General features: G+C 61.7%; 22 protein-coding genes. 9 read left to right on the top strand and 13 right to left on the bottom strand.

All coding sequences use genetic code 11. The annotated features are described in order from the left end of the window. Nucleotides 1-132: 132 nt before the first annotated feature. From lpdA to AC07NR_RS21645, 4 genes are read right to left on the bottom strand one after another with little or no spacing between them, the layout of a single operon-like run. The gene (gene lpdA / locus AC07NR_RS21660; RefSeq protein WP_495079431.1) at nucleotides 133-1506 is read right to left on the bottom strand and encodes a dihydrolipoyl dehydrogenase; all 1374 of its coding nucleotides are present in this window, start codon (nucleotides 1504-1506) and stop codon (nucleotides 133-135) included. A 4-nt stretch (nucleotides 1507-1510) separates the two neighbouring features. Beyond that, nucleotides 1511-2782: a dihydrolipoamide acetyltransferase family protein gene (locus tag AC07NR_RS21655; RefSeq protein WP_495079430.1), complete on the bottom strand. Its 1272-nt coding sequence runs from the start codon at nucleotides 2780-2782 to the stop codon at nucleotides 1511-1513. Next, a complete protein-coding gene (locus tag AC07NR_RS21650; protein WP_085711528.1) occupies nucleotides 2783-3841 on the bottom strand; it encodes an alpha-ketoacid dehydrogenase subunit beta in 1059 nt (352 codons plus the stop codon). Between the two features lies 1 nt (nucleotide 3842). Beyond that, nucleotides 3843-5078, bottom strand: coding sequence for a 3-methyl-2-oxobutanoate dehydrogenase (2-methylpropanoyl-transferring) subunit alpha (locus AC07NR_RS21645; protein ID WP_114883893.1), 1236 nt, complete (start codon nucleotides 5076-5078; stop codon nucleotides 3843-3845). 185 nt (nucleotides 5079-5263) lie between these two features. On the opposite strand from AC07NR_RS21645, the gene bkdR reads away from it, so the two are divergent. Further along, nucleotides 5264-5752, top strand: coding sequence for a Bkd operon transcriptional regulator BkdR (bkdR, locus tag AC07NR_RS21640; RefSeq protein ID WP_007915088.1), 489 nt, complete (start codon nucleotides 5264-5266; stop codon nucleotides 5750-5752). 11 nt (nucleotides 5753-5763) lie between these two features. Here bkdR and AC07NR_RS21635 read toward each other — a convergent pair whose 3' ends face one another. After that, complete coding sequence (locus AC07NR_RS21635) at nucleotides 5764-6624, bottom strand: tyrosinase family protein (protein WP_495079429.1); 861 nt, start codon at nucleotides 6622-6624, stop codon at nucleotides 5764-5766. A 126-nt stretch (nucleotides 6625-6750) separates the two neighbouring features. Further along, the gene (locus AC07NR_RS21630) at nucleotides 6751-7614 is read right to left on the bottom strand and encodes an MBL fold metallo-hydrolase (protein ID WP_495079428.1); all 864 of its coding nucleotides are present in this window, start codon (nucleotides 7612-7614) and stop codon (nucleotides 6751-6753) included. 99 nt (nucleotides 7615-7713) lie between these two features. On the opposite strand from AC07NR_RS21630, the gene AC07NR_RS21625 reads away from it, so the two are divergent. The 3 genes from AC07NR_RS21625 to AC07NR_RS21615 are packed head-to-tail and all read left to right on the top strand — an operon-like array spanning nucleotide 7714 to nucleotide 10145. Then, entirely contained in the window at nucleotides 7714-8052 is a 339-nt protein-coding gene (locus tag AC07NR_RS21625; protein WP_007952897.1) for an ArsR/SmtB family transcription factor, read from the top strand. Nucleotides 8053-8090: 38 nt separating this feature from the next. Beyond that, nucleotides 8091-9335, top strand: coding sequence for an NAD(P)/FAD-dependent oxidoreductase (locus AC07NR_RS21620; protein WP_495079427.1), 1245 nt, complete (start codon nucleotides 8091-8093; stop codon nucleotides 9333-9335). Between the two features lie 9 nt (nucleotides 9336-9344). Continuing rightward, nucleotides 9345-10145: a sulfite exporter TauE/SafE family protein gene (locus AC07NR_RS21615; RefSeq protein WP_495079426.1), complete on the top strand. Its 801-nt coding sequence runs from the start codon at nucleotides 9345-9347 to the stop codon at nucleotides 10143-10145. 45 nt (nucleotides 10146-10190) lie between these two features. On the opposite strand, the gene AC07NR_RS21610 is transcribed toward AC07NR_RS21615, so the two are convergent. Further along, nucleotides 10191-11141, bottom strand: a complete 951-nt coding sequence (locus tag AC07NR_RS21610) for a polysaccharide deacetylase family protein (protein ID WP_495079425.1) — start codon at nucleotides 11139-11141, stop codon at nucleotides 10191-10193. Between the two features lie 196 nt (nucleotides 11142-11337). On the opposite strand from AC07NR_RS21610, the gene AC07NR_RS21605 reads away from it, so the two are divergent. Together AC07NR_RS21605 and AC07NR_RS21600 are read left to right on the top strand one after the other, a co-directional pair. Continuing rightward, on the top strand, nucleotides 11338-12993 hold the full coding sequence (locus AC07NR_RS21605; RefSeq protein ID WP_495079424.1) for an MFS transporter: 1656 nt from the start codon (nucleotides 11338-11340) through the stop codon (nucleotides 12991-12993). Next, the gene (locus AC07NR_RS21600) at nucleotides 12990-14132 is read left to right on the top strand and encodes an HlyD family secretion protein (protein ID WP_495079423.1); all 1143 of its coding nucleotides are present in this window, start codon (nucleotides 12990-12992) and stop codon (nucleotides 14130-14132) included. The genes AC07NR_RS21605 and AC07NR_RS21600 overlap by 4 nt, the downstream gene beginning before the upstream one ends. A gap of 2 nt (nucleotides 14133-14134) precedes the next feature. On the opposite strand, the gene copD is transcribed toward AC07NR_RS21600, so the two are convergent. The 3 genes from copD to AC07NR_RS21585 are packed head-to-tail and all read right to left on the bottom strand — an operon-like array spanning nucleotide 14135 to nucleotide 15840. Then, a complete protein-coding gene (gene copD, locus AC07NR_RS21595) occupies nucleotides 14135-14992 on the bottom strand; it encodes a copper homeostasis membrane protein CopD (protein ID WP_495079422.1) in 858 nt (285 codons plus the stop codon). A 3-nt stretch (nucleotides 14993-14995) separates the two neighbouring features. After that, on the bottom strand, nucleotides 14996-15358 hold the full coding sequence (copC, locus tag AC07NR_RS21590; protein ID WP_423203761.1) for a copper homeostasis periplasmic binding protein CopC: 363 nt from the start codon (nucleotides 15356-15358) through the stop codon (nucleotides 14996-14998). A 47-nt stretch (nucleotides 15359-15405) separates the two neighbouring features. After that, complete coding sequence (locus AC07NR_RS21585) at nucleotides 15406-15840, bottom strand: GNAT family N-acetyltransferase (RefSeq protein ID WP_305833828.1); 435 nt, start codon at nucleotides 15838-15840, stop codon at nucleotides 15406-15408. Nucleotides 15841-15987: 147 nt separating this feature from the next. On the opposite strand from AC07NR_RS21585, the gene AC07NR_RS21580 reads away from it, so the two are divergent. Then, the gene (locus tag AC07NR_RS21580; RefSeq protein ID WP_007952885.1) at nucleotides 15988-16608 is read left to right on the top strand and encodes a TetR/AcrR family transcriptional regulator; all 621 of its coding nucleotides are present in this window, start codon (nucleotides 15988-15990) and stop codon (nucleotides 16606-16608) included. Nucleotides 16609-16662: 54 nt separating this feature from the next. On the opposite strand, the gene preA is transcribed toward AC07NR_RS21580, so the two are convergent. The 3 genes from preA to hydA form a co-directional block, all read right to left on the bottom strand. Beyond that, nucleotides 16663-17937: an NAD-dependent dihydropyrimidine dehydrogenase subunit PreA gene (gene preA, locus AC07NR_RS21575; RefSeq protein WP_305833825.1), complete on the bottom strand. Its 1275-nt coding sequence runs from the start codon at nucleotides 17935-17937 to the stop codon at nucleotides 16663-16665. Then, the gene (locus tag AC07NR_RS21570; protein WP_495079421.1) at nucleotides 17938-19305 is read right to left on the bottom strand and encodes an NAD(P)-dependent oxidoreductase; all 1368 of its coding nucleotides are present in this window, start codon (nucleotides 19303-19305) and stop codon (nucleotides 17938-17940) included. Nucleotides 19306-19464: 159 nt separating this feature from the next. After that, nucleotides 19465-20904, bottom strand: coding sequence for a dihydropyrimidinase (gene hydA / locus AC07NR_RS21565; RefSeq protein WP_495079420.1), 1440 nt, complete (start codon nucleotides 20902-20904; stop codon nucleotides 19465-19467). 620 nt (nucleotides 20905-21524) lie between these two features. On the opposite strand from hydA, the gene AC07NR_RS21560 reads away from it, so the two are divergent. Both AC07NR_RS21560 and AC07NR_RS21555 read left to right on the top strand, forming a co-directional pair. Beyond that, a complete protein-coding gene (locus AC07NR_RS21560; protein WP_495079419.1) occupies nucleotides 21525-23009 on the top strand; it encodes an NCS1 family nucleobase:cation symporter-1 in 1485 nt (494 codons plus the stop codon). Between the two features lie 30 nt (nucleotides 23010-23039). After that, nucleotides 23040-24323, top strand: a complete 1284-nt coding sequence (locus AC07NR_RS21555) for a Zn-dependent hydrolase (RefSeq protein ID WP_495079418.1) — start codon at nucleotides 23040-23042, stop codon at nucleotides 24321-24323. Nucleotides 24324-24347 lie beyond the last annotated feature (24 nt).

Below are 24347 nucleotides of genomic sequence, written 5' to 3'. Positions count from 1 at the left end.
GTTCAAGGCTTCTGACGTTTTTTTGGATGGGCACAACAATACTTCATTCTTGAGCGGTTTCGCAGCCCGGGCGATGGGGGGAGCAGCAGATTTATTAGCCTGCTTATGAAAAAACTCCCCCGCGTCGGGTTTTTACAGGTGCAACGCATGCCCGAGGGCACGCAACGCCGCTTCCTGCACCGCTTCACCCAGGGTCGGGTGCGCGTGGATGGTGCCGCCGATGTCTTCCAGTCGCGCACCCATTTCCAGGCTTTGCGCGAACGCGGTCGACAGCTCCGAGACCCCGACACCCACCGCCTGCCAGCCGACAATCACATGATTGTCCCGACGGGCGACCACCCGCACGAACCCGGTTTTCGATTCCAGGGTCATCGCCCGGCCATTGGCCGCGAACGGGAAGTTCGACACGATGCAGTCCAGTCCTGTTGCCTTGGCTTCATCCGGCGTCTTGCCGACCACGACCAGCTCCGGGTCGGTGAAGCATACGGCGGCGATGGCAGTCGGGTTGAATTCGCGGCTCTTGCCGCTGATCAGCTCGGCAACCATCTCGCCCTGGGCCATGGCGCGGTGGGCCAGCATCGGCTCGCCGCTCAGGTCGCCGATGGCGTAGACGTTGCGCATGCTGGTCTGGCAGCGGTTGTCGATCTTGATCGCCGAGCCGTTCATGTCCAGATTCAGCGCTTCAAGGTTCCAGCCCTGGGTATTGGGTTTGCGGCCGACGGCCACCAGCACCTGATCGGTTTCCAGGTTCAGGGTGTCGCCGTTCGGGTCGCGCACCTGCAACGTGCCGTCGAAACCCAGCACGCTGTGCTTCAGGTACAGCTTCACGCCCAGTTGCTTCAGCGCATCGTGCACCGGTTGGGTCAGTTCGGCATCGTAGGCCGGCAGGATGCGATCCTGCGCCTCAACCACACTGACCTCGGCGCCGAGCTTGCGATAGGCAATGCCCAGCTCCAGACCGATGTAACCACCGCCGACCACGATCAGGCGTTTCGGCACCGACTTCGGCGCCAGTGCTTCGGTCGACGAAATGATCGGCCCGCCAATCGGCAGGATCGGCAGGTTGACGCTTTTCGAACCGGTGGCCAGTACCAGATGTTCGCACTGGATGCGGGTGTCGCCGACTTCTACGGTCTTGCCGTCGATGACCTTGGCCCAGCCGTTGATGACCTGAACCTTGTTTTTCTTCAGCAGCGCGGCGACGCCAGTGGTCAGGCGATCGACGATGCCGTCCTTCCACTCGACGCTTTTGCTGATGTCGAGGGTCGGCGCGGAAACGCTGATGCCCAGTGCCGAATGCTGATTGTGATGCTGAGTCTGGTGAAACTGCTCGGCCACATGGATCAGCGCTTTAGACGGAATGCAGCCGATGTTCAGGCAGGTGCCGCCCAACGATTCGCCCTCGACCAGAATGGTCGAAATGCCCAGTTGCCCGGCCCGAATGGCCGTCACGTAACCGCCGGGGCCGCCGCCGATGATCAGCAGCGTGGTGTTCAGAGTTTGCATGCCATCACTCCACAAACAGGGTCGCGGGTTGTTCGAGCAGACCACGAATGGCCTGGATGAAGAGCGCCGCGTCCATGCCGTCGACCACGCGGTGATCGAAGGAGCTGGAGAGGTTCATCATCTTGCGGATCACCACCTGGCCTTTTACGACCATCGGGCGTTCGACGATTTTGTTCACGCCGACGATGGCCACTTCCGGCAGGTTCAGCACCGGGGTGCTGACGATGCCGCCAAGGGCGCCGAGGCTGGTCAGGGTGATGGTCGAGCCGGACAGCTCATCGCGGCTGGCCTTGCCATTGCGGGCGGCAGTGGCCAGACGGGAGATTTCCGCTGCGCTGTCCCACAGGCTGCGCGCTTCGGCGTGACGCACCACCGGCACCATCAGGCCGACATCGCTTTGGGTAGCGACGCCGACATGCACCGCGCCGAGGCGGGTGATGACCTGGGCTTCGTCGTCGTAACGGGCGTTCATCTGCGGGAAGTCGCGCAGGGCGACGACCAATGCACGCACCAGGAACGGCAGCAAGGTCAGCTTGCCACGGCTGGCGCCGTGTTTTTCATTCAGGTGTGCACGCAGTTCTTCAATCGCGGTGACGTCGATTTCCTCGACATAACTGAAGTGCGCAGCACGCTGAGTGGCGTCCTGCATGCGCTGGGCAATCTTGCGGCGCATGCCGATAACCTGAATCTGTTCTTCATCGTGACGCTGGGCGTACGCGGCGGCGACCGGCGCCGAAGCGTTCGACTGACCTTGCGCCAGGTAGGCTTCGAGGTCTTCGTGCAACACGCGACCGGCCGGGCCGGAGCCGCGCACCAGACGCAACTGAATGCCCAGATCCAGCGCATGTTTGCGCACGGCCGGCGAGGCGAGCGGACGCTCATTGGCTTCACGGGCAACCATCGGGCCCTGGCAAACCGGAGCCGTACGTGGCGCGGCGGGTTTGCTTTCAACAACCGCTTCAACTTTCGGTGCGGCAGGTGTTTCTTTCGCTGCAACAGGCGCCGGTTTGTCGGACTCTTTCAGATTGCCAGCGCCTTCCACTTCGATGCTGATCAGAATACTGCCGACCGCCATCACTTCGCCCGGCTGACCGCCTAGAGCAATTACTTTGCCGTGCACCGGCGAGGGAATGTCGACCATCGCCTTGTCGGTCATCACATCCGCCAGCACCTGATCTTCAACGACCAGATCGCCGACCTTGACGTGCCACTGCGAGAGTTCTACTTCTGCGATGCCTTCGCCGATGTCCGGCATCTTGATAACGTGCGTGCCCATTCAGACCTCCATGACCCGTTTCAGCGCCGCGCCCACTCGGGACGGCCCAGGGAAATACGCCCACTCCTGCGCGTGCGGGTAGGGGGTGTCCCAACCGGTGACGCGTTCGATCGGCGCTTCCAGGTGATGGAAGCAATGCTCTTGCACCAGCGACACCAGTTCGGCGCCGAAACCGCAGGTGCGGGTGGCTTCGTGAACCACGACGCAGCGGCCGGTTTTCTTCACGGATTTGACGATGGTTTCCAGGTCCAGCGGCCACAGGCTGCGCAGGTCGATGACTTCAGCGTCCACACCGCTTTCTTCTGCCGCGACTTGCGAGACGTACACGGTGGTGCCGTAGGTCAGCACGGTCACGTCCTTGCCCGGACGGGCGATGGCAGCGACATCCAGCGGCACGGTGTAGTAGCCGTCCGGGACTTGTGCGGCCGGGTGTTTCGACCACGGGGTTACCGGGCGTTCGTGGTGGCCGTCGAACGGGCCGTTGTACAGGCGTTTCGGCTCCAGGAAGATCACCGGGTCATCGTTTTCGATGGAGGCGATCAGCAGGCCTTTGGCGTCATACGGGTTGGACGGCATGACGGTGCGCAGGCCGCAGACCTGGGTGAACAGGGCTTCGATACTCTGGCTGTGGGTCTGGCCACCGTAGATGCCGCCGCCGCAAGGCATGCGCAGGGTCATCGGCGCGGTGAATTCGCCGGCCGAGCGATAACGCAGGCGTGCCGCCTCGGAAATGATCTGGTCGTAGGCCGGGTAGACGTAGTCGGCGAACTGGATCTCCACCACCGGGCGCAGACCGTAGGCGCCCATGCCCACGGCAGTCCCGACGATGCCGCTTTCGGAGATCGGTGCGTCGAACACCCGCGAGGTGCCGTACTTGGCCTGCAGGCCTTCGGTGCAACGGAACACGCCGCCGAAGTAACCGACGTCCTGGCCGAACACCACCACATTGTCGTCACGCTCAAGCATCACATCCATGGCCGAGCGCAGGGCCTGGATCATGGTCATGGTGGTCGTGGTCATGGCGGTTTCCAACTGAATATTGTTGTTGTGGTCGTTCATGTCAGATCCCCAACTGCTGACGCTGGCGCTTCAAGTGCTCCGGCATCTCTTTGTAGACGTCTTCGAACATGGTCGCGGCGCTTGGAATCTGGCCGCCGGCGAGGGTGCCGTACTGTTCGGCCTGCTTCTGCGCGGCGATCACTTCGGCTTCGAGCTCGGCGCTGACGGCGGCGTGCTCTTCTTCCGACCAGTGGCCAACCTTGATCAGGTGCTGTTTCAGGCGGGCGATCGGGTCGCCCAGCGGGAAGTGGCTCCAGTCATCGGCAGGACGGTATTTGGATGGGTCATCGGAGGTCGAGTGCGGGCCGGCGCGGTAGGTGACCCACTCGATCATGGTCGGACCGAGGCCGCGGCGGGCGCGTTCGGCAGCCCAGGCGGAGGCGGCGTAGACCGCGTAGAAATCGTTGCCGTCGACGCGCAGGGAAGCGATGCCGCAACCGACGCCGCGTCCGGCGAAGGTGGTGGCTTCACCACCGGCGATGGCCTGGAAGGTCGAGATCGCCCACTGGTTGTTAACGACGTTGAGGATCACTGGCGCACGGTAGACGTGAGCGAAGGTGAGGGCGGTGTGGAAGTCCGATTCGGCGGTGGCGCCGTCGCCGATCCAGGCCGAGGCGATTTTGGTGTCGCCTTTGATCGCCGAAGCCATGCCCCAGCCCACGCCCTGAATGAACTGGGTGGCGAGGTTGCCGGAAATGGTGAAGAAACCGGCGTCCTTGACCGAGTACATGATCGGCAACTGACGACCCTTGAGCGGATCGCGCTCGTTGGACAGCAACTGGCAGATCAGGTCGACCAGCGGTACGTCGCGGGCCATCAGGATGCTTTGCTGGCGGTAGGTGGGAAAGCACATGTCGTCGGTGTTCAAGGCCAGGGCCTGGGCACTGCCGATGGCTTCTTCGCCGAGGCTCTGCATGTAGAACGACATTTTTTTCTGACGCTGGGCGACCACCATGCGGTTGTCGTAGATCCGGGTCTTGAGCATGGCTCGCATGCCTTTGCGCAGGATCTCGACCGGCACGTTTTCGGCCCATGGGCCGAGAGCATTGCCCTGGTCGTCGAGCACGCGGATCAGGCCACGGGCCAGGTCGGCAGTGTCGGCGGGTTCAACGTCGATGGAAGGTTTGCGCACCGTGCCGGCATCGGTCAGATGCAGGTAGGAGAAGTCGGTTTTGCAGCCTGGGCGGCCCGAAGGTTCAGGGACGTGCAGACGCAGCGGTTCGTACGCTTGGGTCATGGCTTCTACGCTCGATCTTGTGAATTTCTTGTAGTGAGCTGGCAGTCATTCTTCGATAAAAGAAATCTTGTCCTACAACAATCATAGGCCCGGGCAAGAAGAATATTTCTCTCTGTTTCGTTGCGCTGGAGATCATTTGCAGATAGAAAATCTGCATAAACATAAAAAACAGGTGGTTTTGTCTCATGCGCAAACTGGACCGTACCGACATCGGCATTCTCAACAGCCTTCAGGAGAATGCGCGCATCACCAACGCCGACCTGGCCCGTTCGGTCAATCTGTCGCCGACACCGTGCTTCAACCGGGTCAAGGCGATGGAAGAACTGGGGCTGATCCGCGAGCAGGTGACCCTGCTGGATGCCGACCTGCTCGGGCTGCACGTAAACGTGTTCATTCACGTCAGCCTGGAGAAGCAGGTGGAGGAAGCGCTGCAGCATTTCGAAGAAGCGATTTCCGACCGCCCGGAAGTCATGGAGTGCTACCTGATGGCCGGCGACCCGGACTATCTGATCCGGGTGCTGGTGCCGACCATCCAGTCCCTTGAGCGCTTCATGATGGACTTCCTGACCAAAGTGCCGGGCGTGGCCAACATCCGTTCAAGCTTTGCGCTCAAGCAGGTGCGCTACAAGACCGCTTTGCCGTTGCCGGCGAACGGTCTGACCCTCGGCAACTGATCGCTGGCGGGTTACAGGCGGTCATATCGATAATTCAACTCCGTCGTATGGATTGCCTGCCCAACGGTGAATGTTTGTGCCCAGGGCGCGGGTTCATTCTCCGGGTGGAAGACCAGCGCAGTTTCATTCATCGCAGCGGGATCGCCTTCACTGGACGTAAATGCCGGGAGGCGCGGATGTTGATGCTTCCAGCGTTCCCACAGCAGATCCATGTAGCAGTGATGCAGGAAGAAGACCGGATCGTTCGGGGAGGCCGCGTGCAGCATGTTGCCGCCCACCCAGGCGTGAACCGGGTTGTGCAACTCTCTTTCCGCCACGTTTTCCCAACCCGCCGGCTCCAGCCAGTAGGGCGTCCGGTTGAGGGCAGAGATGACGGCGTCTTCCGACGGCAAGGCACCTTCTGCCCCCAGGTTTCGAAGCAGGCCCGTGTTTCCCGGCGCCTCGTCCCATACCGCCACTTCAAATTGAGAATGCTCCCGGGAAAACGGGCCGGTGGTGACGCGCTGCTCCAGCGTGTTGTCGCCATTTCCCCCCATGAAGTCGGAGGTGAACGGGTTGTCGGCACCACTGAGTTGCCAGTTCCAGTAGGGCAAGGTGATACCGGGATTATTGACGGCGGCTTGCAGGGCCAGCTCGAACTGGCGGATCAGAATCCGGTGCCAGGGAAAGAACAGGGGACTGCCGTGCGGATTGGGGACAAGCGGGTTGCCCCGTCCCATCGAATTCTTGTGGATCTGGACAAAGTCATCGTAACGGCTCTGCTGGCCGGGCCGCAGCACGCTGTCGACGTTGTTTTTCAGCCTGAGGACCGCGTCGATGAAGGCGGATTTCTCATCCCGGGACAGATCCCGGTGGTTGCGGCGAATATCCATATTGCCAAAACTCCATTGGTTGATTGCCCAATGAAGTCTGCCTGCTGGCCAGAATTAAACCAGTTCATGGCTATCGACGCGTGATGTGGGAAAAGCTTCCTCCATCACGCCCTGTGCAGTTTTTTCTTATAGCGCATTGATTGGAATCTTCAGGTACGTCACGCCATTGCCTTCCGCCGGCGGCAGATTCCCGGCCCGCACATTGACCTGGATCGCCGGCAGCAGCAGGGTCGGCATTCCCAACCCGGCATCACGTTTGGTGCGCATCTCGACAAAAGCGTTTTCGTCGATGCCGTCATGCACATGGATATTGCTTTTGCGTTGTTCGCCGACGGTGGTCTGGCACTGTGAGGCGCGACCTTGCGGCGGGTAGTCGTGGCAGACATAGAGCTTCACGCTGGCAGGGAAGGCCAGCAGTTTATGGATTGAATGGAACAGTTGATGGGCGTTGCCGCCAGGGAAATCGCAGCGGGCGGTGCCGACGTCGGGCATGAACAGCGTGTCGCCGACCAGGATCTGCTCGCCGTCGATCAGGTAGGCCATGTCCGCCGGTGTGTGGCCGGGGACGTGCAGGGCGGTGGCCTTGAGGTTGCCGATCAGGAAGGACTCGTTCGGTGCGAACAGGTGATCGAACTGCGAGCCGTCGACACGAAATTCCGGCTCGAGGTTGAACAGCGCCTTGAACACGTTCTGCACTTTGCTGATCGATTCGCCGATGGCGATCTTGCCGCCCAGCTCGCGGCGCAGGTAGGGTGCGGCGGACAGGTGATCGGCGTGGGCGTGGGTTTCCAGCAGCCACTGCACTTGCAGACGGTGGGTGCGAACGAAGGCAATGATTTTGTCTGCCTGGGCCGTGCAGGTGCGGCCGGCGGCAGCGTCGTAGTCGAGCACCGGATCGACGATTGCGCACTGTCCGCCATCGGCCTCGTAGACCACGTAGCTGTAGGTCGAGGAGGCGGGGTCGAGGAAAGCTTCAATCAGCGCGGGCATGGACAGGGTCCTGTGCAGGAAGGTGGAAAGTCAGGGTTGCAACACTTTATGTAAACACATAATGTCCGCAGCTTAAGTGACGTTGAAGGCATCCTGCAAATGCAATCCAGTCTGACCGAATGTGAAGTCGCCCAACTGCGGGCTTCGGCCTCCAAGGCCTGTTCGCTGCTCAAGGCCCTGGCCAATGAGGACCGGCTGCTGATCCTGTGCCAGTTGACCCAGGGCGAACGCAATGTCGGCGAGCTGGAGAAAATGACCGGCGTGCGCCAGCCGACCCTGTCCCAACAGTTGGGCATCCTGCGCGATGAAGGGCTGGTCGCGACCCGACGTGAAGGCAAGTACATTTTTTACGGCCTCGCCAGTCATGAAGTCATCCAGGTGATGAAAACCCTGTCCGGACTCTACTGCGGAGCCGTGCTCAAAAGCTGGGCGCAATAGACCCGGCTATCCTTGCGTGCAGCAATAAGGAACAAGCAATGAACGATCAACACTGGGGCCCATCCATCAGTGCAGACATCGTGGTCATGGGCGGCGGCACCGCCGGCATCGGTTTTGTCGCCAGTCTGCTCAAGCGTGATCCGCACCTGAAAGTTACGGTGATCGAGCCGAGTGCCCAGCATTACTACCAACCGGCGTGGACGCTGGTCGGCGGTGGTGCCTACGACGCCAAAGATACCGCCCGACCGATGAACAAGGTGATGCCGCGCCAGGCCACCTGGATTCAAGCGGCAGTGACGGCCATCGATCCCGACAACCGCCAGCTCACCCTCAACGATCAACGGACTGTCAGCTACCAGAATCTGATTGTCTGCCCCGGCCTGCGTCTGGCCTGGGAGAAAATCGAAGGCTTGCAGGAAAACCTCGGCCAGCACGGCGTCACCTCCAATTACAGCTACCAGCATGCGCAGTACACCTGGGATCAGGTGCAGAAGTTGCGCGGCGGCAAGGCGCTGTTCACCCAGCCGGCAATGCCGATCAAATGCGCCGGCGCGCCGCAGAAGGCGCTGTACCTGTCCTGCGATCACTGGCTCAAGAACGGCGTATTGAACAAAGTCGAGGTTGAATTCAATCTGGCCGGCGCGGCGTTGTTCGGCGTGGCGACGTTCGTGCCGCCGCTGATGAAGTACATCGAAAAATACAACGCCCGCCTGGCGTTCAATGCCAATCTTGTGAAGGTCGACGGCCCGGCGAAAACCGCCTGGTTCGAGGTCAAGGATGCCGACGGCAACGTCACTCAGGTGGCCAAGACCTTCGATCTGCTGCACGTCGTGCCGCCACAGGTTTCCCCGGACTTCATCGCGCAAAGTCCGCTGGCCGACGCCGCCGGCTGGTGCGAGGTCAACCCGCACAGCCTGCAACATCCGCGTTATCCCGAGGTGTTTGCGCTCGGCGATATCTGCAACACCACCAACGCGAAAACCGCTGCCGCCGTGCGCAAGCAGGTCGTGGTGGTTGCCGAGAACCTGCTGGCCCAGCGCCAGTCTCTGGCGTTGCCACTGAAGTACGACGGCTACGGTTCCTGCCCGCTGACGGTGGAGAAGGGCAAGGTGATCCTTGCCGAGTTCGGCTATGGCGGTAAGTTGCTGCCGACCTTTCCCCTCGATCCGACCGTGCCACGGCGTTCTGCGTGGTGGCTGAAGGCATCCCTGCTGCCGTGGTTCTACTGGAACGGCATGCTCAAGGGCCGCGAGTGGCTGACGAGTCTGTCCAAAGTCGACTGAGAACTCCCTATGTTGCTGGCAAGTCTGTTTGGCGTGGTGATGGGATTGATCCTCGGGCTGACCGGGGCCGGTGGCGGGATTCTCGCGGTGCCGGCGCTGGTGCTCGGGCTGAGCTGGACGATGACGCAAGCGGCGCCGGTGGCGTTGTTCGCGGTTGGCAGTGCGGCGGCGGTCGGGGCCATCGACGGTTTGCGTCATGGACTGGTGCGCTACCGCGCGGCGCTGTTGATCGCGGCGCTCGGGGCGGTGTTTTCGCCGCTGGGCATCTACTTCGCGCACCAGTTGCCGGAAAAGGTCTTGATGATCCTCTTCAGCCTGCTGATGGTGATGGTGGCCTGGCGCATGCTGCGTCGCGAACGCCAGCAAGAGGGACCTAGCGATCATGGCCACGCCAGTTGGGGCCAGAAAAACTGCATGCTCAATGAACAGACCGGCCGGTTCGACTGGACCGCCAAATGCACCGCAACCCTCGCGGCGCTGGGCGCGGTTACCGGTGTGGTGTCCGGGTTGTTGGGGGTTGGCGGCGGGTTCCTGATCGTGCCGGCCTTCAAGCAACTGACCGATGTGCAGATGCGCGGCATCGTCGCCACGTCCCTGATGGTGATCAGCCTGATTTCCGCCATTGGCGTGATCGGTGCGTTCCATGCCGGGGTGCGGATCGATCATTTGGGCGCGGCGTTTATCGTGGCCAGCATTGTCGGCATGATCATCGGGCGCAAACTTTGCGCGCGAGTACCGGCGAGGACATTGCAGGTGGGATTCGCCAGTGTGTGCCTGGTGGTTGCGGCTTATATGCTGCTGCGGGCGTGAGTGGTCATGCAGAAAAAAATCGCAGCCTGGGCTGCGATTTTTTTGTCACTGGTTGTACGCCGCCTCGGTGTTGTCGATCAGCGGGTTTTTCTCGGTCAGCACCACCTGGGCAATCTGATCCTTGCGCATGAACGTCACCTTCGGATGCGATTGCGCATAGCGGATAAAACGCTCCATCGCCTCGACCATCGCCGGCGTGCCGCCGATGCGGTCGTGCAGACTCACCGACATCATCCGCCGCTTGCTCGCGCCTTCGGCGTAGAGGCGATCGAATTCCAGCACCAGCTGCTGATAAAACTGCTCGGCGGAGAAGTGCCGGCCCTCGACCAGCACGATGTCGTTGTTGCGCAGGGTGTAGGGCACCACGGCGAATTTGCGCCCGCGAACCATGGTCACGAAGGGCTCATCGCGGCTGACATCGTCGATGTGGTAGGTGAAGTTCAGGTCCTGCAGCACCTTCAGCGTATTGGGACTGCGCCGCAGCCAGTTGGCGTTGTAGCCCACCGAGCGCTGGCCGGTGATTTTCTCTACCGCCGCGACGCCGTCGCCGATGAACTGTTTTTCCTGGGCGTAGTTCATGTTGTACGAATCGGCCCAGCGCATGCCGTGGGCCGCCAGTTCATGGCCGCGCTCGGCTATCGCCCTGGCCAGTTCTGGGTGCTTGAGCGCCGCCTCACCGACCACGTGGGAAGTGACCTTGATGCCGGTGCGATCCCACAGATCGAGCATGCGCCACAGGCCTTCCTTGTAGCCGTAATCGAACCAGGTCTGCGCCGGCAAGTCCGGATAACCTTTGGGCAGCGGTGTGCCGGAGAACGGACTTTCCGCGCCCTCGGGCTGGCCACCGGTTTCGAATTGCATCGACACCGAAATCACCAGTTGCGAGCCATCCGGCCACGGGCGTTCCTGGGCGAAGGCGAGGGCGGGCAGCAACAGGGCGGCGGCCAGCAGGTTTTTCAGCAGACGTGGGGAGCGTTGCCAGCGGGAAGTGGTCATAACGGGCACCTTGCAGGTTGAGAAGTGCGGCAAGGTTGGCATCCGCTACGCTTGGGAAAAATCCGCTGCGGGCGAGATGACCTTTAAACAAAATTTACGAATCCACCACTGACTTGTGGGAGCAAGCTCCCACAGGGATATGTGTTTGGCTGCCGTTTTGCGGCACACTCAAGCCATCACCGTACAAGGCCTTTCCATGGATCGATACGCCCCGCGCAACTGGCAGCCTCACGAGAAGCCCAGTCTGCCCGGATCCCCCTCGACGCCGTTGCACTCCAACCCCAAGCGCCTGGCGTATGCGCTGGTCGGGTTGCTGGTGGCGTTGACCGGCGGATTGGGCAACTCGCTGGTGGTCGCCAACCTGCCTTATCTGCAAGGTGCGCTCGGGGCGACCACGGCGGAGATGGCCTGGCTGCCGGCGGCGTATGTGATGACCAACGTGTCGATGAACCTGCTGCTGGTGAAGTTTCGCCAGCAGTTCGGCTTGCGGGCATTCACCGAGGTGTTTCTGGTGCTGTATGCGCTGGTGACCTTCGGCCATCTGTTCGTCAATGACCTGAATTCGGCGGTTGCCGTGCGAGCAGCCCACGGCATGGTCGGCGCGGCGCTGAGTTCGCTGGGCCTGTATTACATGGTGCAGGCGTTCCCGGCCAAGTGGCGGATGAAGGCGTTGGTGCTGGGGCTGGGCACTTCGCAACTGGCCTTGCCGCTGGCGCGGTTGTTTTCCGAAGACCTTTTGCAGATCGCCGAATGGCGCGGCCTGTACCTGTTCGAATTGGGCATGACGCTGCTGTCGCTGGGCTGCGTACTGATGCTCAAGCTGCCGCCGGGTGACCGCTTCAAGACTTTCGAGCCCCTCGACTTCCTGACTTTCGCCATCCTCGCCACCGGAGTGGCGCTGTTGTGTGCGGTGCTGTCCCTGGGCCGGATTGACTGGTGGCTGGAGGCGCGATGGATCGGCATTGCCCTCGCCGCATCGATTGCCCTGATCCTCGCGGGGCTGGCCATCGAGCACAACCGCAGCAACCCGATGCTGATGACCCGCTGGCTCGGCAGCGGAGTGATGATCCGTCTGGCGCTGGCGGTGATCCTGATTCGCATGGTGACCTCGGAGCAATCCACCGGCGCTGTCGGCTTCATGCAAAACCTGAACATGAGCAGCCAGCAGTTGCACAGCCTGTACGTGGTGATGCTGATCGGCAGCGTCGCCGGGCTGCTGACCAGTGCGCTGACCATCGACCCGAAACACCTGCTGATGCCGCTGATCGTTTCGCTGGCGTTGATGGCCACCGGTTCGATCATCGACAGTTCCTCGAACAACCTGACCCGCCCCGAAAACCTCTATTTCAGTCAGTTTCTGCTGGCGTTTGGCAGCACCTTTTTCCTCGGGCCGACCATGGTTCTCGGCACGCGCAACGTGCTGACCAATCCGCGCAATCTGGTGAGCTTTTCCGTGCTGTTCGGGATCTGCAACAACCTCGGTGGCCTGATCGGCGCGGCGTTGCTGGGGACGTTCCAGATCGTGCGCGAGAAATTCCATTCCAGCCATATCGTCGAGCAGCTGGTGCTGTCCGACCCGTTGGTGGCCGCCCGAGTGCAGAGCGGCGGTTCGGCGGTCGGCTCCCTGATAGCTGACCCGAGCCTGCGCAACCTGCAAGGCATTCGCAGTCTGGCCAACGCCGCCACCCGCGAAGCCAACGTGTTGGCCTATAACGATGTGTTCATGCTGATCGCGGTAATCGCGATCCTCACCATGATCTGGATTTCCATCCGTGCGCTATGGCTGATCAGCACCACCAAAGCCGTCGCCCCGACACCTTCCGTACCTTCCAGCGGTGCCACTTCTTCATGACCGAACCGACCACCACGACCACCAATGCCATCGCTGCCACCCCTGAAGGTGTAGCGCCGCCGTCATCGCCGAACACCGAGCCGCGCTCGTTGCGGGTGCGGATCATCTCGTCGCTGGGTTTTGCCGCGATTGCCATCGTCGGTGTGCTGATCGTGCTGTATGCGTGGCAGTTGCCGCCGTTCAGCAGTGCGGTCGAAACCACAGAAAACGCCCTCGTGCGCGGTCAGGTGACGATCATCGGCCCGCAACTCAGCGGTTATGTCTATGAAGTGCCGGTGCAGGATTTTCAGTTCGTGAAGGCCGGGGATTTGCTGGTGCGTCTCGATGACCGGATTTATCAGCAGCGTCTCGATCAGTCGCTGGCGCAACTGGCGGTGCAGAAAGCCTCACTGGCCAACGTCGTGCAGCAGCGCAACAGCGCCGAAGCGACGATCAAGTTGCGGCAGGCGGTGGTGGCTGACAGCGAGGCGCAGTTGCGCAAAAGCGAGGCGGACCTGCGCCGCAACACCGCGCTGGTCAATGACGGCTCGGTGTCCAAACGCGAGATGGACGTGGCGCTGGCTGCCAACGCGCAAAGCATCGCGGCGGTAGCTCAGGCCAAGGCCAATCTGGAAATCGCCCGGCAGGATCTGCAAACGGTGATCGTCAATCGTGGCTCGCTGGAGGCTGCAGTGGCCAGTGCCGAGGCGGCGGTGCAACTGGCGCGGATCGATCTGTCCAACACCCGCATCATCGCCCCGCGTGACGGCCAGCTCGGGCAGATTGGCGTGCGCCTCGGTGCCTACGTCAATTCCGGGGCGCAACTGATGGCGCTGGTGCCGGACCAGAAGTGGGTGATCGCCAACATGAAAGAGACCCAGATGGACAACGTGCGGGTCGGGCAACCGGTGAGCTTCACCGTCGATGCGCTGAACCACCGCAAATTCACCGGCCACGTTCAGCACATCTCGCCCGGCACCGGTTCGGAGTTCGCGTTATTGCAGGCCGACAACGCCACCGGCAACTTCGTGAAAATCGCCCAGCGGGTGCCGGTGCGGGTGACCATCGATCCGGACCAACAGGAAATCGAACGCTTGCGGCCGGGGATGTCGGTGGTGGTCAGCATCGATACGGCGAAGGGTGATACTCAGAAACACTGACGTCAGGCGGCAATCATTGGCGGCAGGGTGCCGAGCACGGAAACCGCCGCCACCGCGCCGATCCCCAACAGCCACTCCAGCATCACACTGCGTTTGAGGGTGTCGACGCGCTGTTCGCAATCACGGATGCGCAAGCGATTGAACAGCGCCAGCCCCAGCATCCCGAGCACCAGCAAAGCCTTGATCAGCAGGATCAGGGCGAATCCCGAGAACAACGGCGTCGGCCACCATTGGCCGGTTAGAACGCGCACGTTGATCATTCCGGTGATCAGCAAACCGGCAACCAGTACGTAGCCGACCCCGCTGAATCGCTGCAAGACGTAGCGCACCGTTTCGCCGGACTGGCGCAGGATCATCACCAGCATCAACAACCCACCGAGCCAGGCGCCGACGCAGGTCAGGTGAACGACCTGATTGAGGATCAGCATCTGGCCGCTGAATCCGTCGAGCATCGCCCCGTGGCCGACCGGTGCGAGGGTCATCAGCAGCAACGCACTCAGGCCCAGCCGCAATGGCTGGCTCGAACGCCAGGGCGTAAACAGCAACGCCAGCAACAGGGCATTGATCAGCAGATGCCAGCGCCACACCTGACCGAAAAACGTATGGCCCAGCACCAGCTCGACGGTGTCCGGGTCGAACGCCGCTGCAGCCGAGCCGGCCATGCTCGCGGTGATCAGCAACGCCCAGGCGACGCCGTTGGCCAGCGCAATCGCCGTCAACCAGCGGGCCAGCCGCGCCAGCTGCCGATCCAGCGCCGGCGCCTCATCCTTGAGCAGCAGCGGCCGGAACAGCCAGGCCCCGAACAGCATCAACACCACGATGAAATGCAGGAACCGGCACAGCACCAGCGCGTCGCTCATGAATTACTGGCCAACCTTGAACTGATAGGCGCCTTCGCTCTTGTGCGTATCGACCGACACCGCGTGCCATTCGACTTTGTATGCGCCAGCGGTCAACGGTGCTTCAGGGGTGACGATCAGGGTTTTCTTGTCGCCTTCGGTGGTCAGCGGCTTGATCTTCACCGGCGCGCCGTCGTGGGTCACGGTGACTTTGGTGAAGCTGGCTTCGACGCCTTCGGAAAACACCAGGCGCAAATCCGCAGGCGCGGCGACGGTGCTGTCGGCGGCAGGCGTTTCACTTTTCAGGTGAGCATGGGCAAACGCCTGGGAGGTGACGACCAGCGAAGCCAGCAGGGCGCCGGCGGTGAACAGTTTTTTCATCGACATGGGCAGTGTCCTTTCAGTGAAATGGCGGGCTGAGTATAGAGCGAGGATCACAGGCTTTTCAGGCGCATGTGCACAACCGGAAAGGGCCGGCCTTCACCGTCGAGTTCCGAGCGGCCGATGTCCTCGAAGCCGTAGTGCAGATAGAAACCGTGGGCCTGGGGATTCTGTTCGTTGACGTCGACCTTCAGCAACGGGCGGCGGACATGGTCGAGCAAGCGTCGGCCGATGCCCTGGCCACGCCGGGCCGGGTCGATGAATAGCATTTGCACGGTGTCGTCGTCGGTGGCGATGAAGCCTGCCGGAGAGTTATCGGGGTTCTCGAAGACCCAGACCTCCAGCGCGGGCAGGTAGGCGTCACGCACCAGCGGGAACAGCCGGTGAATGTCGTCTTCCGGAAGAAAGTCGTGGGTGGCGCGGACGGAACGTTCCCACAGGTCGGCAAGTTGCTGATCGTCCGCGGCAATACGTTTGCGAATGGTCATGGACAAGATCCTTCAGTGTCTGACAGGGAGAAGGGGGGCGATCCTAAACCAGAAAAAAGCCCAAGTGTGTGAAGAATCGTTCTCGCCTGTCGCCCCTTGCCCAGAGCGGATGCTAGTCTTCAACAACGTTGTCTTCAGGGAGCCCTCATGGGCAATCACAAGATCGAAATCCGCCGCACCAACGTCGACAAGATCCTGCTGGCGGCGGAAAAAGTCTTCGCCGAAAAAGGCTTCGGCGGCACCGCCATGGCCGACATCGCCGCCGAAGTGCAGCTGCCGCGCTCCAATCTGCATTACTACTTCTCAACCAAGAGCGAGCTGTACAGCGCCGTGCTGTTCGACCTGCTGGAAGTATGGAAACAGGACGCGCTGTGCTTCGAGATGTTCGACGATCCGCGCGTGGTGCTCAGCAGCTACATCCGCGCCAAGATGAACCACTCGCGCAGCCGGCCCTACGGCTCGAAAGTCTGGGCCAACGAAATCATCCACGGCGCACCGACCCTGGGTGAGGCGCTGGATGTGAGCCTGTACGATTGGGCGAAGATGAAAGAAGCGAAGATCCGTCAGTGGGTGGAGGACAAACGGATTCTGCCGGTGGAGCCTTCGAGCCTGCTCTATATGATCTGGGCGTCGACGCAGCACTATGCGGACTTCGATCATCAGGTGAATATTTTGAATGAGCATCAGCCGTTGTCGGACATGCAGTTCGAGCGGGCGGTGCAGACGGTGACGAGTGTGATTTTGCGGGGGATCGGATTAGAACCGTAACTGATCGTTCCCACGCGGAGCGTGGGAACGATCTTTCAGCGTGGGAACGATCATTCAGGCACTGACGTGATACGGATTCCTCGGATCATGATTCCAGTCCAGAAACGGCTTGCCCGTTTCCATCGGCACCATCTCGATGCAGTCCGCCACCGGGCAGGTGATCTGGCACAGATTGCACCCTACACACTCATCATCGATCACTTCATATTTGTGCGTGCCATCGGCCTGTTTCAGGCTGCTGATCGCCTGGTGTGAAGTGTCCTCGCAGGCGATGTGGCAACGCCCGCAACCGATGCACGCTTCCTGGTCGATCTTCGCAATCACCTGATAGTTGATGTCCAGGTACTTCCAGTCCGTGGTGTTGCCCACCGCCCGACCGGAAAACTCGGCGATGCTGGCGTAACCCTGACTGTCCATCCACCGCGACAAGCCGTCCTTCATTTCTTCGACAATCCGGAAGCCATGCAGCATCGCCGCCGTGCACACCTGCACCGCGCCGCTGCCCAGCGCCATGAACTCCGCCGCATCACGCCAACTGCCGATGCCGCCAATGCCGCAGATCGGCAGGCCCTGGGTCTGCGGATCACGGGCGATTTCCGCGACCATGTTCAGCGCGATCGGCTTGACCGCCGAGCCGCAATAACCGCCGTGGGTGCTTTTGCTGCCGACGGTGGGCAGGGCGACCATGTGTTCCAGATCGACGCTGGTGATCGAGTTGATGGTGTTGATCAGCGACACCGCATCAGCGCCACCCCGGTGCGCGGCGCGGGCGGCGACGCGGATGTCGGTGATGTTCGGCGTCAGTTTGACGATCACCGGCAACGAGCAATAGGTCTTGCACCAGCGCGTGACCTGCTCGACATACTCTGGCACCTGACCGACCGCCGCGCCCATGCCACGTTCGGGCATGCCGTGGGGGCAGCCGAAATTCAGCTCGATGCCGTCGGCGCCGGTGGCTTCCACCAGCGGCAGGATGTGTTTCCACGACTCCTCGACGCACGGCACCATCAGCGACACGATCAGTGCGCGGTCCGGCCAGTCCTTTTTCACCTGGGTGATTTCCCGCAGGTTGATCTCCAGCGAGCGGTCGGTGATCAGTTCGATGTTGTTGATGCCCAGCACTTCGCGGTTGTTGCCGTAATGCGCCGAGTAGCGTGAGGACACGTTGACCGCCGCCGGGTCTTCACCCAGGGTTTTCCAGACCACGCCGCCCCAGCCGGCCTCGAAGGCGCGCACCACGTTGTAGGCCTTGTCGGTCGGCGGCGCGGAGGCCAGCCAGAACGGGTTGGGGGCTTTGATGCCGGCGAAGACAATCGAGAGATCGGCCATTTACGCAGCCTCCACGTTGAGCATCAGTTGAGCGTTGATCGCCTCGGCGGCGCGCTTGCCGTGTTGCACCGCTTGCACGGTCAGGTCCTGATCGAGGCTGGTGCAGTCGCCGCCGGCATACACGCCGGGGATGCTGGTGCGCAGGTTTTCATCGACCTGAATCCGTTCGCCCTGACGCTTCAGCTCACGGGCCAGCGGGTCGGCGAGGGCGCTGCCATCGAAGGCCTGGCCGATGGCTTTGAAGATCGCATCGGCCGCCAGCTCGAAGGTCTCGCCCGTGGTTTGCAGGCGACCTTCCACCAGATGCGTGCGGGCGAAGCGCATGCCGCGCACCTTGCCCTGAGCGTCGAGCAGCACTTCGTCCGGCTGCGCCCAGGTCAGCAGCCGCACCTGATTGGCCTTGGCGATGTCCTGCTCGTGACCGGTGGCGCCCATGTCTGCCGCGCCACGGCGATACACCAGATTGACGTCGCGAGCGCCGAGGCGGGCCATTTGCACGGCCATGTCGATGGCGGTGTTGCCGGCGCCGAGGACAATGCAGTGTTCGGCCAGCGGCAGTTGCGACAGGTCATCGGCCTGGCGCAGTTCGCGGATGTAGTCGGTGGCGGCGAGCAGGCCGGGCGCATCTTCGTGGGCCAGACCGAGTTGTTTGCTGGCGTTGAGACCGAGGCCGAGGAACACCGCGTCGAATTGCTGGTGCAGTTCGCTGAGTGTCAGGTTCTCACCGAGTTTCTGCCCGTGGCGGATTTCGATGCCGCCGATTTGCAGGAGGAAATCCAGTTCCTTCTGCGCGTAGTCGTCGACCAGTTTGTATTTGGCGATTCCGTATTCGTTGAGCCCGCCAGCCTTCTCCCGCGCTTCGAAAATCACCACGTCATGCCCGTGCATGGCGCTGCGGTGGGCGCAGGACAAACCTGCGGGGCCGGCACCGACCACGGCAATGCGTTTGCCGGTGGCGGTGGCGCGCTGGAACGGATGCTCGGTGAAATGCGCGTTGTCCACGGCATAGCGTTGCAGCAGGCCGATCAGCACCGGCGCGCATTCGTGGGCGTTGTTGCGCACGCAGGCTTGCTGGCAGAGGATTTCGGTCGGACACACCCGCGCGCAACTGCCGCCGAGGATGTTCGCCGAGAGGATTTTCTGCGCGGCGCCCGGCACGTTGTCCTGATGGATGTTGCGGATGAACGACGGGATGTCGATCTCGCTCGGGCACGCATTCACGCACGGCGCGTCGTAGCAATACAGGCAGCGCGAGGCTTCCAGATGCGCCTGACGGTCGTTGAACGGCGGCGCCAGATCGGTGAAGTGGCCGGCGAGGGCGGCCGCACTTTCGTGCGGGTGCGGGAGATGGTTCAGGGTTTCGATCACGGTTTTTTGCCTCACGGTTATTTGAGGTTTTCTGCCTCTGTCGGGCAGTGGTTTTTTGTGGTGTCTGAACTGGCCTCATCGCCAGCAGGCTGGCTCCCACATTTGGAATGCGTACACCTGTGGGAGCTAGCCTGCTAGCGATGGCCGAAGGCCTGGGTTTCAGCGTTTAACCGCAACCGGCCTGTGCATCTCAGCCCGCTTGCTCAGCAAATCAAACACCGCCGGATACGCCGGCCGTTCGATATACCGGCCCGCCCCGCGCTCGGCGCGCAGGTCGCCGTCGGCCCAGACCACTTTCCCCTGGCTGACGGTATGGCTCGGCACACCGCGCACGGTCTTGCCTTCGAAGATGTTGAAGTCCACCTGCTGATGGTGGGTCTTGGCGGAGATGGTGCGGGTACCTTGCGGGTCCCACAGCACCAGGTCGGCATCGGCGCCGACGCGGATCGCGCCTTTGCGCGGGTAGAGGTTGAAGATCTTGGCGGTGTGGGTGGAGGTGAGGGCGACGAAGTCCTGCATCGACAAACGTCCCGAGTTCACCCCTTCATCCCACAACACCGCCATGCGGTCTTCAATGCCGGCAGTGCCGTTGGGGATCTTGCTGAAGTCGTCGCGGCCGGCGGCTTTCTGCTCGGCGCAGAAGCAGCAATGGTCGGTGGCGGTGGTGTGCAGATTGCCGCTCTGCAGCCCATGCCACAGTGCCTCTTGATGCCCGCGCGGGCGGAACGGCGGGCTCATCACGTAGCCGGCAGCGGTCTGCCAGTCCGGGTGTTGATAGACGCTGTCGTCCAGCAGCAGATGCCCGGCCAGCACTTCGCCGTAGACCGGTTGGCCCTTGCTGCGGGCGTAGGTGATTTCGTCGAGGGCTTCCTTGGTCGAGACGTGCACCAGGTACAGCGGCGTGCCGATGGTTTCGGCAATGCGGATCGCCCGGCTCGCCGCTTCGCCTTCGACCTGCGAGGGCCGCGACAGCGGATGCGCTTCCGGCCCGGTGATGCCCTGGGCCATCAACTTGCGCTGCAGGTGATAGACCAGTTCGCCGTTTTCCGCGTGCACGGTCGGTACCGCGCCGAGTTCCAGGCAGCGCTCGAAGCTCGCCACCAGCGTGTCGTCGGCGGCCATGATCGCGTTCTTGTAGGCCATGAAATGCTTGAAACTGTTGATCCCGTGATGACTGACCAGCTCGGCCATTTCCTCGCGGACCTGCTCGCTCCACCAGGTGATCGCGACGTGGAAGCCATAGTCCGACGCCGACTTCTCCGCCCAGCCGCGCCACTGGTGAAAGGCTTCGAGCAGCGACTGCTGCGGATTGGGAATCACGAAATCGATGATCGACGTGGTGCCGCCGGCCAAGCCTGCGGCGGTGCCGCTGTAGAAGTCTTCGCTGGCCACGGTGCCCATGAACGGGAGTTGCATGTGGGTGTGCGGATCGATGCCGCCGGGCATCAGGTATTGGCCGCTGCCGTCGAGCACTTCGGCGCCGGCGGGAATATCCAGATTTTCACCAATGGCTTTGATCACGCCGTCAGCGCAATAGACATCGGCGCGGTAACTTTCATCATGGGTAACAACGGTGGCGCCACGGATCAACAGAGACATTCCGAGTTCCTCGCAGGCATGACCGACTTGTGCCGGTTCTAGTGTTTTATTGTTTGCAGCGCCAATGCGTAATCTTGTCAGCGCTGTCAGGAATAGACGCTAGTCGCAGTTCTGCAATTGATCAAGATTATTTTTTATAAGCTTATTACTGTTTTAACTAGCTGATAAATAACGATAAAAATCATAAATCACCAAAATGGTGAGGCGCTTCACCATTTTGACGCACTTGACAGGTTGGAAATATGAGCAAGATTTCCTATGTGAAATCAGCCGCTTGAGGTTGAGCTGCGGCTGAGCGTCCATGATGAAAAAAAGTGCAGTGCACCAGATTGAGTCCTGACAGTTCGGACAACTTGCCTGGCATTTAGCCTGAGTGTTCAGTCAAGTGTTCGCGGGCTCATAAGGTGAATAATTAAAACTGATAAACATCAGTTGGTTACAAGAAATGAAAAGCACGGCCCGATGCGCAAGCGGGGCACCCGGCACGTTTATTGATGCCGCCGCTGACACCATGGCCGGTGCATGAAGGTTGTCAGTTCCTCCGGCCATCGTCCGGCTCGCACCCGCGAGTGCAGCCGCCTGATGAGCAAAAAATAATCAGAAGAAACAGTGGAGCGGCCATGCAACAGAACAGATCGCAAGTGACCGAGCGCGACGGCTTGTTCGAACTCGAAGCCGGCAGCGACGTCCTCGACAGTCCCCGTTACAACCACGACATGGCACCGACCAAGGTGCGCGAACGAACCTGGAACAAATGGCACATCACCGCGCTGTGGGTCGGCATGTCGATCTGCGTGCCGACCTACACCCTGGGCGGCGTGCTCACCGCGTATTTCGGTTTGACCGTCGGCGAGGCGCTGCTGGCGATTCTGTTCGCGAACATCATCGTCCTCATCCCGCTGACGCTGAATGCGTTTCCCGGCACCAAATACGGCATTCCGTTTCCGGTGCTGCTGCGCTCTTCGTTCGGGATTCTCGGCTCCAACGTGCCGTGCCTGATTCGCGCGCTGGTGGCCTGCGGCTGGTTCGGCATCCAGACCATGTTCGGCGGTCTGGCGATCCACCTGTTTCTCGGTTCGATCTTCGAGGGCTGGAAATCCCTCGGCGGCACGGGGGAAGTGATCGGTTTCATGATCTTCTGGACGCTGAACCTGTGGGTGGTGATCCGTGGCGCCGAGTCGATCAAATGGCTGGAAACCCTGTCGGCGCCGCTGCTGGTGGCGGTCGGCATTGGGCTGCTGGTATGGGCCATGCCGAATGTGTCGATGACCGAACTGCTGGCGATTCCGCCGAAGCGTCCCGAAGGCGCGAGCGTGGTCAGCTACTTCGCTGCCGGGCTGACGGCGATGGTCGGCTTCTGGGCCACCTTGTCGCTGAACATTCCCGACTTCAGCCGTTATGCCCGCAGCCAGAAGGATCAGATCCTCGGGCAGATTTTCGGTCTGCCGCTGACCATGTTCCTGTTCGCCGCACTGGGCGTGGTGATGACCGCCGCGTCGGTGAAACTGGTGGGCGTCAGCGTCTCCGATCCGGTGACTTTGATCGGCCATATCCAGAGCCCGGTGTGGGTCGCGGTAGCCATGGCGCTGATCATCATCGCCACGCTGTCGACCAACACCGCCGCCAACATCGTTTCGCCGACCAACGACTTCCAGAACATCGCGCCCAAGGTCATCAACCGTACCAAAGCGGTGATCCTCACCGGGCTCGTCGGCCTGGCCTTGATGGGCCATGAGTTGCTGAAAAAGCTTGGCTGGATCGTCTCCGACCTCAGCCTGGAAACCGTGTATTCGAACTGGCTGCTGGGCTATTCCAGCCTGCTCGGGCCGATTGCCGGGATCATGGTGGTGGACTATTTCCTGATCAAGAAACAGCAACTGGACCTGGCCGGCCTGTACCGCGATGACGTGTACCCGGCGTGGAACTGGTCCGGGTTCATCGCGTTCGGCGTGCCGGTGGTGCTGACCCTGCTGTCGCTGGGCAGCAGTGCGTTCAGCTGGTTCTACAGCTACGGCTGGTTCACCGGCTCGGCGCTGGGCGGGTTGATCTATTACGGGTTGTGCGCGATGCGGACCAGCCCGGTCATCGTCAAATCGCCGTTGTAATTCCCATAAGAACTGCCTGAGGAGATCCCCATGAACGCAGCCGTAGACGTTCTGCAATCGACCCATCAGCACATCAACCGCGACCGCTTGTGGGCGTCGCTCATGGAACTGGCCAAACTCGGCGCCACGGTCAAGGGCGGGGTCTGTCGCCTGGCCCTGACCGACCTCGATCGCCAGGCCCGCGATATTTTTGTGCAGTGGTGCAAGGACGCCGGTTGCAGCGTCTCGGTCGATGAAGTCGGCAACATCTTCGCCCGCCGCCCCGGGCGCAATCCGAACCTGCCCCCTGTGATGACCGGCAGCCACATCGACACCCAGCCCACCGGCGGCAAGTTCGACGGTTGCTTCGGCGTGCTTGCCGGCGTTGAAGTGTTGCGCACCCTCAACGACCTGGGCGTGGAAACCGAGGCGCCGCTGGAAGTGGTGGTCTGGACCAACGAAGAAGGCTCGCGCTTCGCCCCGTGCATGATGGGCTCTGGCGTGTTCGCGGAAAAATTCACCCTCGAAGAAACCCTGGCCAAGGTCGATGCCGACGGCGTAACCGTTGGCGAAGCGCTGAACGCCATCGGCTACGCCGGGCCGCGCAAAGTCAGCGGGCACAAGGTCGGCGCCTATTTCGAGGCGCACATCGAGCAAGGGCCGATCCTGGAAGACGAACAGAAAACCATCGGTGTGGTGCTTGGCGCGCTGGGGCAGAAGTGGTTCGACCTGAAACTGCGCGGCGTCGAAGCCCACGCCGGCCCGACCCCGATGCACCTGCGCAAGGATGCATTGGTGGGCGCCTCGGTGATCGTCGGCGCAGTCAACCGAGCCGCCCTCGGCCATCAACCCCACGCCTGCGGCACGGTCGGTTGCCTGCAAGCCTATCCGGGGTCGCGCAACGTCATTCCCGGCGAAGTGCGCATGACCCTCGACTTCCGGCATCTGGAACCGGCACGTCTCGACTCGATGATTGCCGAGGTCAGGCAAGTCATCGAAACCACCTGCGAAGAACACGGCCTGACCTACGAGTTGACCCCGACCGCCGACTTCCCGCCGCTGTACTTCGAAAAAGGCTGTGTCGAAGCCGTGCGTGGCGCTGCCAAAGGTCTGGGCCTGTCGCACATGGACATCGTCAGCGGCGCCGGTCACGACGCAATCTTCCTCGCCGAACTCGGCCCGGCCGGGATGATCTTCGTGCCGTGCGAGGGCGGCATCAGCCACAACGAAATCGAAAACGCATCGCCGGACGATCTGGCGGCGGGCTGTGCGGTGTTGTTGCGGGCGATGCTGGCGGCTTCGGCAGCGGTGGCGGGAGGACAACGGGCCGCCTGACTTCAAACTGTCATCTGTTCGTGC

It is taken from the genome of Pseudomonas sp. GW821-FHT09C09, assembly GCF_059418105.1.
Note: the sequence above shows the minus strand (reverse complement) of the source record. Positions and strands in the feature narration are given on the sequence as shown.